Here is a 13823-nt window from a genome sequence, read left to right on the forward strand (position 1 = left end):
GAAGGGACATCGGGCAAGCATGAGCGCGTCAGGCGGTACCAAGGCGATCGTGGCAGCACTCGCCGCGAACCTCGCAATCGCGGTGGCCAAATTCGTGGCGTTCCTCTTCAGCGGTTCGTCGTCGATGCTCGCCGAAAGCGTCCACTCGCTCGCCGACTCGGGCAACCAGGGCCTGCTGCTGCTCGGCGGCAAGAAGGCCCAGCGTGAGGCGACCCCCCAGCACCCCTTCGGATACGGGCGCGAGCGCTACATCTACGCCTTCCTCGTCTCCATCGTGCTGTTCTCCGTCGGTGGCATGTTCGCCATCTACGAGGGCTACGAGAAGATCAAGCACCCGCACGAGATCGAGGCCTGGTACTGGCCGGTCGGCGTGCTGGTCTTCGCGATCATCGCCGAGACGTTCTCGTTCCGCACCGCCATCAAGGAATCCAACGTGGTGCGCGGCAAGCTCAGCTGGACGCAGTTCGTGCGCCGGGCCAAGGCGCCCGAGCTTCCCGTGGTGCTCCTCGAGGACCTGGGCGCCCTGGTCGGCCTGATCCTGGCCCTCTGCGGCGTCAGCCTCGCGCTGGCAACGGGCGACGGCGTCTGGGACGGCATCGGCACCCTCTGCATCGGTGTCCTGCTCATCGTGATCGCCGTCGTGCTCGCCGCGGAGACCAAGTCGCTGCTGCTGGGTGAGGCCGCGGGCACGGAGGACATCGAGAAGATCAAGGCCGCCACGGTCGACGGCCGTACCGTCACCCGAATCATCCACATGCGCACGCTCCACCTCGGTCCCGAGGAACTGCTCGTCGCCGCGAAGATCGCCGTCGAACAGCACGAGACCGCCGACGAGGTGGCGGAGGCCATCAACGCCGCCGAGGACCGCATCCGTGCGGCCGTGCCGATCGCGCGCGTGATCTACCTCGAGCCGGACATCTACAACGAGGCGAGGGCTGCCACGGGCACCGACCCCGCCAAGTCGCCGGGCGGCTCCGGCCACTGAGTCACTTGAGCAAGTCCAACGGGGAAGGCCCCCGGACCGCGTGTCACCGGTGTTGCCGGCGGCGCTGGGTCCCGGGGGCCTTTCCTGTTGGCCGCTCCTGGACGTTGCGACTGTTCCAGGCCGCTCGCCCGACTCGCCGTCCGAGTGCCGCGCCGTTGTGCGGGCGTGCCGTGGGGGTGTCCTTGCCCGTGGACGAGGACGTCGGCGTGGCTGGGCGACGGCCGGGCCGCTCCGTCAGCGGACCTCGCGCAGCACCGCGAGGATCGCGGCCTCGTCCGGCGCCGCCGTCAGGCGCTCACGGAACTCCACGTCCATGAGCTTGCGGGACAGCATGGCCAGGATGCGCAGGTGCTCGTCGCCCGCGGCCGCCTCCGGCACCGTGATCATGAAGATCAACTTGGCCTTGGTGCCGTCCGGCGAGCCCCATTCCACGCCTTCCGCGGAGCGGGCGAATCCGACGACGGGCGATGTGACGGCGTCCGTCTTCGCATGCGGTACGGCGATCTCCTCGCCGAGCCCCGTGGTGCCCTGCTCCTCGCGTGCCAGCGCGGCCCGCACCAGCGCCTCGGGGTCCGCCACCTTGCCGGTGGTGGCCAGCATCGCGGCCATCTCCCTGATGGCGGCGTCCTTGGTGTCGGCGTCGAGCCGCACCCGCACGGTCTGCGCGGTCAGATAGCCGGACAGGATGCCGCTGTCGCCCGGGCTCCCGTCCCCCGACGCGTCACTCGCTGCAGCGGCGGACGGGGACGGGGACGCTCCTCGTGTCCTGGACCCGGCGGCGACTCCGGCCTCTGCCGGCGCGCCCACGAGTGCTCGGTCGGTGGCCGCGGTCCCGGCACCGTCGGCCCCGGCGAGGGCGGGAGCGGGCGCGGCCCGGCCGGCACGCTCCTTGAGGCCGATCAGCGCGTTGGTCGTGAGCGCGGTGACGGCGGTGCCCGCGGCGACGGCCACGAAGAACATCGGCACACCGCCGACCGCGCCCAGCACGGCCACGATCGGTCCACCGTGCGGAACCGCGTCCTCTACACCGGCCATGCCCGCGATCGCACCGGCGACCGCACCACCGAGCATGTTCGCCGGGATGACCTGCGCCGGACGGGCGGCCGCGAACGGGATCGCACCCTCCGAGATGCCGAACATGCCCATGAAGAGCGCAGCCATACCCGTCTCGCGTTCCTGCTCCGAGTACAGCTTCCGCCGGATCACGGTGGCGAGGCCCTGCCCCAGCGGCATGACCGGAATGGCGGCCGCGCACATGCCCATCACGGTCTGGTTGCCGGTCGCGATGAGGCCGGCGCCGAACAGGAACGCGGTCTTGTTGACCGGTCCGCCCATGTCGAACGCGATCATCAGGCCGAGCAGTGCGCCGAGCAGGACCGCGCTCGTGCCCGTCAGACCGCTGAGCCAGTCGGTGAGATGCGTGAAGACCCACGAGATCGGTTCACCGATCACGTACACGAAGAACAGGCCGAGTGCTGTCGTGGCCACCACGGGGATCACGATGATAGGCATGATCGGCTGCGCGAACCTGGGGACCTTGACCTTCTTGATCCACAGAACGAGGTAGCCGGCGAGGAAGCCGGTGACGATCGCCCCGATGAAGCCGGCGCCGGCCTCCGAGTCGTAGAACTCGCCGTGCCCGGCGATCCACCCGCCGATCATGCCCGGTACCAGCGCGGGCCGGTCGGCGATCGCGTAGGCGATGTACCCGGACAGGATCGGGATCATCAACTCGAAGCCGACGACGCCGATCGCGTTCACCTGACCCCAGAAGGTGCCCTCGGGAATGACATAGCCCTCGGCCGTCGCGTCACCGCCGAGCGCCAGCGAGACAGCGATGAGCAACCCGCCCACCACGACGAACGGGATCATGTACGAGACGCCGTTCATCAGCGCCTTGTACACGACGCTGCGCTCCTTGCCGCTGCCGGCCGCGCCTTTCGAAGGGCCGGCGTCCGCGGCTTCCTCATCGGCACCCTGCACCGGGGCCCGCTGTACCTGCTCGATCAACTGCTCCGGGCGCCGGATTCCCTCCGCGACGCCGACGGCCAGCACCTTCTTGCCGACGAAGCGACCGCGGTCGACATCCTTGTCGGCGGCGATGATGATGCCGTCCGCCTCTCTGACATCGTTGTCAGAAAGTACATTCTCTGCGCCGATCGATCCTTGCGTCTCCACTTTCATCTCGATGCCGAGGGTCTCGGCGGCCTGCGTCAGCTTCTCCGCCGCCATGTAGGTGTGGGCGATGCCTGTCGGACAGGCCGTCACCGCGAGCAGCTTCAACGCCCGCTGCCCACTCGCCGGACTCGTCACGTGGTGGTCCTCCTCACGCTCGCCCCGCCGGACCGGGTGGATGGTCCCGACCCGGCAGCGGGATGTCGCAGCATCGTGCACCAGATTCCGGCCATGTCAAAAGCCCGGAAGCCGTGGACCGGCCGTGTTCCGGCCCCAGGAGACTGGCCGGAACCCGCACCTGGGCGGGCTGGGGTCGGCTGGGCCGATCGGTGTAGATTCGTAACCAGTCAGACGTCGCTGCTGATGGCGGTCGGGCGGTCCCGTGCGGGACCGGCCGAGGGAGAGAGGGCCTCCGACGGACTGTCCTGCGGACTCCCGGGCATTCGTATGCCCCGGCCGCCGCAGAGCCAGCCGTAACCACCCTCGACCCGAACCACGAGGAGCAGCTCGCATGTCGACTGTCGCCAATGGCCAGGACTTCAAGGTCGCCGACCTTTCCCTCGCCGTCTTCGGCCGCAAGGAGATCACTCTCGCCGAGCACGAGATGCCCGGCCTGATGTCGATCCGCAAGGAGTACGCCGACGCGCAGCCGCTCGCCGGCGCGCGGATCACCGGCTCCCTGCACATGACCGTGCAGACCGCCGTCCTCATCGAGACCCTTGCCGCACTGGGCGCCGAGGTCCGCTGGGCCTCCTGCAACATCTTCTCCACGCAGGACCACGCCGCTGCCGCCATCGCGGTCGGCCCGAACGGCACCCCCGAGAACCCGCAGGGCATCCCCGTCTTCGCCTGGAAGGGCGAGACGCTGGAGGAGTACTGGTGGTGCACGGAGCAGGCGCTGACCTGGCCGAACACCCCCACCGGCGGCCCGAACATGATCCTGGACGACGGCGGTGACGCCACCCTCCTGGTCCACAAGGGTGTCGAGTTCGAGAAGGCGGGCGCCGCTCCCGACCCGTCCACCGCGGACAGCGAGGAGTACAGCCACATCCTGCGCCTGCTGAACCGCACGCTCACCGAGAACCCGCAGAAGTGGACGCAGCTGGCGTCCGAGATCCGCGGTGTGACGGAGGAGACCACCACAGGTGTGCACCGTCTCTACGAGATGCACCGTGACGGGACGCTGCTGTTCCCGGCGATCAATGTGAACGACGCGGTCACGAAGTCGAAGTTCGACAACAAGTACGGTTGCCGGCACTCGTTGATCGACGGCATCAATCGGGCCACCGATGTGCTGATCGGTGGCAAGACGGCGGTCGTGTGCGGTTACGGCGACGTGGGCAAGGGCTGTGCGGAGTCGCTGCGCGGCCAGGGTGCCCGTGTGATCATCACCGAGATCGACCCGATCTGCGCGTTGCAGGCGGCGATGGACGGCTACCAGGTGACCACGCTGGACGAGGTGGTGGAGAGCGCGGACATCTTCATCACCACGACCGGCAACAAGGACATCATCATGGCCTCGGACATGGCCCGGATGAAGCACCAGGCGATCGTGGGCAACATCGGTCACTTCGACAACGAGATCGACATGGCCGGTCTGGCGCAGCTGCCGGGTGTCGTCAAGGACGAGGTGAAGCCGCAGGTCCACACCTGGACCTTCCCCGACGGCAAGGTCCTTATCGTGCTGTCCGAGGGGCGTCTGCTGAACCTGGGCAACGCGACCGGTCACCCGTCGTTCGTGATGTCCAACTCGTTCGCGGACCAGACCCTGGCGCAGATCGAGCTGTTCACCAAGCCGCAGGAGTACCCGACCGACGTCTACGTGCTGCCCAAGCACCTCGACGAGAAGGTCGCCCGCCTTCACCTCGACGCCCTCGGCGTCAAGCTCACCACCCTGCGCCCGGAGCAGGCCGCCTACATCGGTGTCGACGTCGACGGCCCGTACAAGCCGGACCACTACCGCTACTGATCACGCCGGCGTAGCGCAGCGCCGTAGGCATCGCAGAGCAGTACCAGGCAGGCCCCCGCACCCCCGTGTCGGGGGCCTGCCCCGTACCCTCCTCGAACGGCTCCGGCTCACGCCTTCACCGCACAAGGACACCTACGCCCCCATGCCCCGCGGCCGCTATTCGCTCCACGATCCCCACGACCACACCCCACTCGGGGAAGAACACTTCCAATGCGCCCCCGGCCCTTCCGGCTGGCGTTACGTCTCCCGGACCACCACTCCCTCCGGCGACGACGCCGGCTCCGTCGACCTCGCGCTCGACGAGCTGGGCCGCCCCATCCGTCTCGAACTCCACGCGGCGAGCTGGCAGGTCCGCGGCGCGGCGATCGACGGTGTCACGTGGGTCCGCACCGACCCGACCGGAACCGACGCACGTGAAGGCAACGCCCCCGCCCACGCGTTCACCGGCGCATCCCCCGCCTTTCTCGTCGCAACGGCCCGTCTGCTGCGCCTCGCACCAGGCGCCCCCGCCACCCGCGTCCGTCTCGTCGCCTTCACCGACCCCGTACTGGCACCCCGGACCGTCGACCAGTCCTGGGCGCTGGTGAAAAGTGAAGCGCACACCACTGACAACGGCCTTCTGACGGTGGACGAGTACCAGGTCAACGCCCTGGACACGGGCGAGCAGCACGCGGTTCACATCGCAGGGGACGTGGTCCTCGCGGCGCCGGGGATCGAGCTCGAGGACCTCGAGAGCCCGCCCTCCACCTTCCGCTGACGGCGGTGCGCCCCCGGGCGGGCCGTCGAGGGAGGTTGTCCCGTCGGGCCGATCCGTCGCCGCGGCCGTCGCCGAGGGCGCGGCGTTCCGCTCGGGTGCTCGGCCGCTCGGCTGCTCCCGGGTGCTCGGCCTCGTTGAGCAGGGGATCGGTCGTACGGCACTCGGTCGCTCAGGCGGGAGGGGCGAATCCTCCACGATGGCCGGTCGGCGGGACGTGGGTCGGGGCCGGCGCGGAAGGACGGGCGAGCGGCCGGCTGCCTGCTGGTGCGGCGGCCGACCGCGCGTCGGGGCGTTCGGCAGTGCGGTCCTGGCGGTCGACCGCCTCTTCCGCGGGGACCGCAGTGGGACCGGTGGCAGTGGGCCGGGCGGCAGCAGGCCCGAGGCCGGCTCGGCGCGCGGCCGCGGTGAACGCCCGCCGGGCGTCACGGGCCTGCCGTTCGTTGACCACGGCCGCCAGGTAAGCGGCCGGCGGCACGCCCTCGGGCGCCGGCGTCCCCGTGCGCTCCGCCAGGTCACCGGCCAGTCGCTGCGCCATGGACCAGCTCACGGCGGGATCCAGCTGCCTCATCCGGGTCAGGTACTGGCGTATCGCCAGCCACAAGTCGTCGGGCACCCCCGACAGGTCGAGCTGGGCGAAGCGTCCGACCAGCCACGGCGGCGGAGGAGGCGATGCCATAGGGCCGCGGGCGGCCGGGACCCGCTCCCTCACGACGAGTGTTCCGGCGAAGACGTCGCCTATTCGCCGGCCCCGCTCCGACACCAGCGAAGCGATGCAGGCGATGACCCCGAACGTGAAGAGGACCTCCACGACGCCCATCGCCCCGCGCACCAGCGCGTGCCGGAAGCGGATCGGCCCGCCGTCGTCCCGGACCACCCGCAGCCCGCAGGCCAGCTTTCCCAGCGAACGCCCATGGCTGAGGGTCTCCACGGCTATCGGCGCACCGACGAGGACCAGCAGGAACGACGCGATGGACACGGCCATGACAGCGGCCTCGTCCAGTGATGCCGTCGCAAGCGCCAGACCGATCGACAGCAGCAGGTACACGGTCCAGATGACGGCGAGATCGATCACGAGGGCGAGCGCCCGGCTCGGCAGTCTTGCCGGCTGCAGCCCCAGTACGACCGCGTCCCCCGTCACTAGCCCACTCACTGCTGCCCCCTGTCGTCGCGTTCTGTCGGCCTTCCCTGCCCCTTGATCCCCCAGTCTGCCAAGCTGACCGCCAGCGCGTCGCAGTAGTGCAGCAGTGAAGTAGTACGGACCGTGCGCAATGCACCCAGTGCCTGGAGCAGCAGCCGACCATGGACCTCGATGTCTTCGTGACAGCCCACCGCGCAGAGTGGGACCGCCTGGACCACCTCCTTCGTCGGGGCGGCCACCTGACGGGTGCGGAAGCAGACGAGCTCGTCGCCCTCTACCAGCGCACGGCCACTCATCTCTCTCTCGTACAGTCCAGCGCTCCTGAACCGGCACTCACCGCGAGACTCACCCAGCTCGTGGCACGGGCACGCGCTGTGGTCACCGGCACCCGGCGGTCGAGCTGGAGGGACGCACTCCACTTCCTCACCGCCGGATTTCCCGCCGCGGTCTACCGCTCCCGGCACTGGTGGATACCGACTGCGGTGCTCTCCACCCTTCTCGCCGCCCTCATCGGCTGGTGGATCGGAACCCATCCGGAGGTTCAGTCGGCGATCGGCGCTCCGGAAGAACTCCGGCGGCTGACCCGCCCGGGTGGCGAGTACGAGACCTACTACTCGAGCCATCCCGCGGCCTCGTTCGCCGCCCAGGTCTGGACGAACAACGCTCAGGCAGCCGCCATGTGCCTGACCCTCGGCGCGTTCCTGTGCCTCCCGGTGGTCTGGATCCTCTTCCTGAACATGCTGAATCTGGGCGTAGGGATCGGGCTCATGTCCTCCGCCGGTCGGCTCGACGTCTTCCTCGGGCTGGTGCTCCCGCACGGCCTGCTCGAACTGACGGCCGTGTTCGTCGCGGCCGGCACCGGGCTGCGCCTCGGCTGGACAGTGATCGACCCAGGACCGTTGAGCCGCCGAACCGCACTTGCCCAGCAGGGCCGGGCGGCGCTCGGCATGGCCATCGGACTCGCACTGGTGCTGTTCGTGTCGGGCCTCATCGAGGGTTTTGTAACCCCCTCCGGCCTGCCGACATGGGCACGCATCACCATCGGCATCGTCGCCGAGCTGGGCTTCCTCGCGTACGTCTACATCCTGGGCGGCCGAGCGGCGCGCGCCGGAGACACGGGCGACGTGGAGGAGGCCGACCGCAGCGCCGAGCTCCCCACCGCGGCCTGATGTGCGCAGGGCCCCTGCGAGCTGCTAGTCTCCTCTTCGCCCCACAGCCCCCCTTGACAGGGGACACGTGGGGAGGTAGATTTTAACGGTTGCCTCGGACTGGACAAGTTCGGGCGTGAACATTTAGAGTCTGTCTGGCTCTCGCCGGGAAATGATTTCCGCAGAGCAGCTTCCCGATTCCTTATCCGAATCCCAAGGCCGATTAGGTCGGCCAAGATGATTCTGATAAAGTTCGGATCAGCCGAAAGGCAAAAAGGCTCTCCAACGGCCACCGGAAATGAAATCCGAACCGGAAACGGAACGGAAAACGGATCTGGTAAGGTTGGAAACGCAAGACCGAAGGGAAGCGCCCGGAGGAAAGCCCCAGAAAATGTTCTGCGGGTGAGTACAAAGGAAGCGTCCGTTCCTTGAGAACTCAACAGTGTGCCAAAAATCAACGCCAGATATGTTGATACCCCGTCCATCTTCGGATGGTCGAGGTTCCTTTGAAAAAGTCCATCCCGCTTGCGGGGTGGCAATCACAGCGAGGACGCTGTGAACAACCGGTCTTATTCCGACCGGTTGTTCCGCTCTTCGGATGTGCACCCGATCACGGGTAAACATTCATGGAGAGTTTGATCCTGGCTCAGGACGAACGCTGGCGGCGTGCTTAACACATGCAAGTCGAACGATGAACCTCCTTCGGGAGGGGATTAGTGGCGAACGGGTGAGTAACACGTGGGCAATCTGCCCTTCACTCTGGGACAAGCCCTGGAAACGGGGTCTAATACCGGATAATACTGCGGATCGCATGGTCTGCGGTTGAAAGCTCCGGCGGTGAAGGATGAGCCCGCGGCCTATCAGCTTGTTGGTGGGGTGATGGCCTACCAAGGCGACGACGGGTAGCCGGCCTGAGAGGGCGACCGGCCACACTGGGACTGAGACACGGCCCAGACTCCTACGGGAGGCAGCAGTGGGGAATATTGCACAATGGGCGAAAGCCTGATGCAGCGACGCCGCGTGAGGGATGACGGCCTTCGGGTTGTAAACCTCTTTCAGCAGGGAAGAAGCGAAAGTGACGGTACCTGCAGAAGAAGCGCCGGCTAACTACGTGCCAGCAGCCGCGGTAATACGTAGGGCGCAAGCGTTGTCCGGAATTATTGGGCGTAAAGAGCTCGTAGGCGGCTTGTCACGTCGGATGTGAAAGCCCGGGGCTTAACCCCGGGTCTGCATTCGATACGGGCAGGCTAGAGTGTGGTAGGGGAGATCGGAATTCCTGGTGTAGCGGTGAAATGCGCAGATATCAGGAGGAACACCGGTGGCGAAGGCGGATCTCTGGGCCATTACTGACGCTGAGGAGCGAAAGCGTGGGGAGCGAACAGGATTAGATACCCTGGTAGTCCACGCCGTAAACGTTGGGAACTAGGTGTTGGCGACATTCCACGTCGTCGGTGCCGCAGCTAACGCATTAAGTTCCCCGCCTGGGGAGTACGGCCGCAAGGCTAAAACTCAAAGGAATTGACGGGGGCCCGCACAAGCAGCGGAGCATGTGGCTTAATTCGACGCAACGCGAAGAACCTTACCAAGGCTTGACATATACCGGAAAGCATCAGAGATGGTGCCCCCCTTGTGGTCGGTATACAGGTGGTGCATGGCTGTCGTCAGCTCGTGTCGTGAGATGTTGGGTTAAGTCCCGCAACGAGCGCAACCCTTGTTCTGTGTTGCCAGCATGCCCTTCGGGGTGATGGGGACTCACAGGAGACTGCCGGGGTCAACTCGGAGGAAGGTGGGGACGACGTCAAGTCATCATGCCCCTTATGTCTTGGGCTGCACACGTGCTACAATGGCCGGTACAAAGAGCTGCGAAGCCGTGAGGCGGAGCGAATCTCAAAAAGCCGGTCTCAGTTCGGATTGGGGTCTGCAACTCGACCCCATGAAGTCGGAGTTGCTAGTAATCGCAGATCAGCATTGCTGCGGTGAATACGTTCCCGGGCCTTGTACACACCGCCCGTCACGTCACGAAAGTCGGTAACACCCGAAGCCGGTGGCCCAACCCCTTGTGGGAGGGAGCTGTCGAAGGTGGGACTGGCGATTGGGACGAAGTCGTAACAAGGTAGCCGTACCGGAAGGTGCGGCTGGATCACCTCCTTTCTAAGGAGCACATGGCCGACTGCGAGCGAATGACTCGCACGGTCGCTCATGGGTGGAACGTTGATTATTCGGCAGGGTCTTGTCGCCTGCCGCTTCCAGTACTGCTCTTCGGAGCGTGGAACGAGGCGGTCGGGTAAGGGATGCTGCCGGGCACACTGTTGGGTGTCTGAGGGTGCGAGCGTTGCTCGTCCTTCGGGATGCCGGCCCCAGTGAACTCGTCGCGTAGGTGACGGGGTGGTGGGTGGCTGGTCGTTGCTTGAGAACTACACAGTGGACGCGAGCATCTGTGGCCAAGTTTTTAAGGGCGCACGGTGGATGCCTTGGCACCAGGAACCGATGAAGGACGTGGGAGGCCACGATAGTCCCCGGGGAGCCGTCAACCAGGCTTTGATCCGGGGGTTTCCGAATGGGGAAACCCGGCAGTCGTCATGGACTGTCACCCATGCCTGAACACATAGGGCATGTGGAGGGAACGAGGGGAAGTGAAACATCTCAGTACCCTCAGGAAGAGAAAACAACCGTGATTCCGGGAGTAGTGGCGAGCGAAACCGGATGAGGCCAAACCGTATGCGTGTGATACCCGGCAGGGGTTGCGCATGCGGGGTTGTGGGATCTCTCTTGATCAGTCTGCCGGCTGGTCGACGAGTCAGAAACCGTTGATGTAGGCGAAGGACATGCGAAAGGTCCGGCGTAGAGGGTAAGACCCCCGTAGCTGAAACATCAACGGCTCGTTTGAGAGACACCCAAGTAGCACGGGGCCCGAGAAATCCCGTGTGAATCTGGCGGGACCACCCGCTAAGCCTAAATATTCCCTGGTGACCGATAGCGGATAGTACCGTGAGGGAATGGTGAAAAGTACCGCGGGAGCGGAGTGAAATAGTACCTGAAACCGTGTGCCTACAAGCCGTGGGAGCGTCGCTGGCAGCACTTGTGCTGTCAGTCGTGACTGCGTGCCTTTTGAAGAATGAGCCTGCGAGTTAGCGGTGTGTAGCGAGGTTAACCCGTGTGGGGAAGCCGTAGCGAAAGCGAGTCCGAACAGGGCGATCGAGTTGCACGCTCTAGACCCGAAGCGGAGTGATCTAGCCATGGGCAGGTTGAAGCGGAGGTAAGACTTCGTGGAGGACCGAACCCACCAGGGTTGAAAACCTGGGGGATGACCTGTGGTTAGGGGTGAAAGGCCAATCAAACTCCGTGATAGCTGGTTCTCCCCGAAATGCATTTAGGTGCAGCGTCGTGTGTTTCTTGCCGGAGGTAGAGCACTGGATAGGCGATGGGCCCTACCGGGTTACTGACCTTAGCCAAACTCCGAATGCCGGTAAGTGAGAGCGCGGCAGTGAGACTGTGGGGGATAAGCTCCATGGTCGAGAGGGAAACAGCCCAGAGCATCGACTAAGGCCCCTAAGCGTACGCTAAGTGGGAAAGGATGTGGAGTCGCAGAGACAACCAGGAGGTTGGCTTAGAAGCAGCCACCCTTGAAAGAGTGCGTAATAGCTCACTGGTCAAGTGATTCCGCGCCGACAATGTAGCGGGGCTCAAGCGTACCGCCGAAGTCGTGTCATTCCAGCATGAGGGCCAACGCCCGCTGGGATGGGTAGGGGAGCGTCGTGTGCCGGGTGAAGCAGCCGCGGAAGCGAGTTGTGGACGGTTCACGAGTGAGAATGCAGGCATGAGTAGCGATACACACGTGAGAAACGTGTGCGCCGATTGACTAAGGGTTCCTGGGTCAAGCTGATCTGCCCAGGGTAAGTCGGGACCTAAGGCGAGGCCGACAGGCGTAGTCGATGGACAACCGGTTGATATTCCGGTACCCGCTTTGAAACGCCCAATATCGAATCAGGCGATGCTAAGTCCGTGAAGCCGCCGGCTGAGTCTTCGGACGAGGTCGGAGTGGTGGAGCCGACGAACCAGACTTGTAGTAGGTAAGCGATGGGGTGACGCAGGAAGGTAGTCCAGCCCGGGCGGTGGTTGTCCCGGGGTAAGGGTGTAGGCCGTGGGGTAGGCAAATCCGCCTCACGTTAAGGCTGAGACCTGATGCCGAGCCGATTGTGGTGAAGTGGATGATCCTATGCTGTCGAGAAAAGCCTCTAGCGAGTTTCATGGCGGCCCGTACCCTAAACCGACTCAGGTGGTCAGGTAGAGAATACCGAGGCGTTCGGGTGAACTATGGTTAAGGAACTCGGCAAAATGCCCCCGTAACTTCGGGAGAAGGGGGCCATCACTGGTGATCCGATTTACTCGGTGAGCTGGGGGTGGCCGCAGAGACCAGCGAGAAGCGACTGTTTACTAAAAACACAGGTCCGTGCGAAGCCGTAAGGCGATGTATACGGACTGACGCCTGCCCGGTGCTGGAACGTTAAGGGGACCGGTTAGTCACTCTTCGGGGTGGCGAAGCTGAGAACTTAAGCGCCAGTAAACGGCGGTGGTAACTATAACCATCCTAAGGTAGCGAAATTCCTTGTCGGGTAAGTTCCGACCTGCACGAATGGCGTAACGACTTCTCGACTGTCTCAACCATAGGCCCGGTGAAATTGCACTACGAGTAAAGATGCTCGTTTCGCGCAGCAGGACGGAAAGACCCCGGGACCTTTACTACAGTTTGATATTGGTGTTCGGTTCGGCTTGTGTAGGATAGGTGGGAGACTGTGAAGCTTGGACGCCAGTTCAGGTGGAGTCGTCGTTGAAATACCACTCTGGTCGTGCTGGATGTCTAACCTGGGTCCGTGATCCGGATCAGGGACAGTGTCTGATGGGTAGTTTAACTGGGGCGGTTGCCTCCTAAAGAGTAACGGAGGCGCCCAAAGGTTCCCTCAGCCTGGTTGGCAATCAGGTGTTGAGTGTAAGTGCACAAGGGAGCTTGACTGTGAGACCGACGGGTCGAGCAGGGACGAAAGTCGGGACTAGTGATCCGGCGGTGGCTTGTGGAAGCGCCGTCGCTCAACGGATAAAAGGTACCCCGGGGATAACAGGCTGATCTTCCCCAAGAGTCCATATCGACGGGATGGTTTGGCACCTCGATGTCGGCTCGTCGCATCCTGGGGCTGGAGTCGGTCCCAAGGGTTGGGCTGTTCGCCCATTAAAGCGGTACGCGAGCTGGGTTTAGAACGTCGTGAGACAGTTCGGTCCCTATCCGCTGTGCGCGTAGGAGTCTTGAGAAGGGCTGTCCCTAGTACGAGAGGACCGGGACGGACGAACCTCTGGTGTGCCAGTTGTCCTGCCAAGGGCATGGCTGGTTGGCTACGTTCGGAAAGGATAACCGCTGAAAGCATCTAAGCGGGAAGCCTGCTTCGAGATGAGGACTCCCACCTCCTTGAGAGGGTAAGGCTCCCAGTAGACGACTGGGTTGATAGGCCGGATATGGAAGCCCTGTAAGGGGTGGAGTTGACCGGTACTAATAGGCCGAGGGCTTGTCCTCAGTTGCTCGCGTCCACTGTGTTAGTTCTGAAGTAACGAACTCGCCCGACCCCTGTGTGGGGTTGCCGGCTGGTAGTTCGGACATCTTC

The 13823-nt window shown here is 64.6% G+C and carries 7 protein-coding genes and 2 rRNA genes; 6 read left to right on the forward strand and 3 right to left on the reverse strand.

Annotation, left to right across the window (positions count from 1 at the left end; genetic code table 11):
• Positions 1-19: 19 nt before the first annotated feature.
• On the forward strand, positions 20-985 hold the full coding sequence (locus GLX30_RS21510; protein WP_159691454.1) for a cation diffusion facilitator family transporter: 966 nt from the start codon (positions 20-22) through the stop codon (positions 983-985).
• A 234-nt stretch (positions 986-1219) separates the two neighbouring features.
• Here GLX30_RS21510 and GLX30_RS21515 read toward each other — a convergent pair whose 3' ends face one another.
• Positions 1220-3298 (reverse strand): PTS fructose transporter subunit IIABC, encoded by a 2079-nt coding sequence (locus tag GLX30_RS21515; RefSeq protein ID WP_279632605.1) that lies wholly within the window; start codon positions 3296-3298, stop codon positions 1220-1222.
• Between the two features lie 373 nt (positions 3299-3671).
• On the opposite strand from GLX30_RS21515, the gene ahcY reads away from it, so the two are divergent.
• Positions 3672-5129, forward strand: a complete 1458-nt coding sequence (gene ahcY / locus GLX30_RS21520; RefSeq protein ID WP_159691457.1) for an adenosylhomocysteinase — start codon at positions 3672-3674, stop codon at positions 5127-5129.
• A gap of 142 nt (positions 5130-5271) precedes the next feature.
• The gene (locus GLX30_RS21525; protein WP_159691460.1) at positions 5272-5886 is read left to right on the forward strand and encodes a hypothetical protein; all 615 of its coding nucleotides are present in this window, start codon (positions 5272-5274) and stop codon (positions 5884-5886) included.
• A gap of 169 nt (positions 5887-6055) precedes the next feature.
• Here the strand turns inward: GLX30_RS21525 and GLX30_RS21530 are convergent, their stop codons facing one another.
• Positions 6056-7036 carry an RDD family protein gene (locus GLX30_RS21530; RefSeq protein ID WP_159691463.1) on the reverse strand — a complete coding sequence of 327 codons (981 nt, stop codon included), beginning with the start codon at positions 7034-7036 and terminating at the stop codon, positions 6056-6058.
• Positions 7033-7320: a hypothetical protein gene (locus GLX30_RS35415; protein WP_244258546.1), complete on the reverse strand. Its 288-nt coding sequence runs from the start codon at positions 7318-7320 to the stop codon at positions 7033-7035. The genes GLX30_RS21530 and GLX30_RS35415 overlap by 4 nt, the downstream gene beginning before the upstream one ends.
• On the opposite strand from GLX30_RS35415, the gene GLX30_RS21535 reads away from it, so the two are divergent.
• From GLX30_RS21535 to GLX30_RS21545, 3 genes are all read left to right on the forward strand, one after another.
• Positions 7204-8193 carry a stage II sporulation protein M gene (locus tag GLX30_RS21535; RefSeq protein WP_244258239.1) on the forward strand — a complete coding sequence of 330 codons (990 nt, stop codon included), beginning with the start codon at positions 7204-7206 and terminating at the stop codon, positions 8191-8193. The two genes, GLX30_RS35415 and GLX30_RS21535, sit on opposite strands and share 117 nt — an antisense overlap.
• A gap of 602 nt (positions 8194-8795) precedes the next feature.
• A 16S ribosomal RNA gene (locus GLX30_RS21540) occupies positions 8796-10323 on the forward strand.
• 288 nt (positions 10324-10611) lie between these two features.
• A 23S ribosomal RNA gene (locus tag GLX30_RS21545) occupies positions 10612-13735 on the forward strand.
• Together the 16S and 23S rRNA genes form the textbook arrangement of a ribosomal RNA operon.
• Positions 13736-13823: the final 88 nt, after the last annotated feature.

The sequence above is a fragment of the Streptomyces sp. Tu 2975 genome (genome assembly GCF_009832925.1).
GTDB lineage: Bacteria > Actinomycetota > Actinomycetes > Streptomycetales > Streptomycetaceae > Streptomyces.

What these genes read in the sequence shown, in the direction of transcription:
- GLX30_RS21525 (WP_159691460.1), top strand. Translation starts at nt 5,272, where the DNA reads ATGCCCCGCGGCCGCTATTCGCTCCACGATCCCCACGACCACACCCCA.
- GLX30_RS21510 (WP_159691454.1), top strand. Translation starts at nt 20, where the DNA reads ATGAGCGCGTCAGGCGGTACCAAGGCGATCGTGGCAGCACTCGCCGCG.
- GLX30_RS35415 (WP_244258546.1), bottom strand. Translation starts at nt 7,320, where the DNA reads ATGAGTGGCCGTGCGCTGGTAGAGGGCGACGAGCTCGTCTGCTTCCGC.
- ahcY (WP_159691457.1), top strand. Translation starts at nt 3,672, where the DNA reads ATGTCGACTGTCGCCAATGGCCAGGACTTCAAGGTCGCCGACCTTTCC.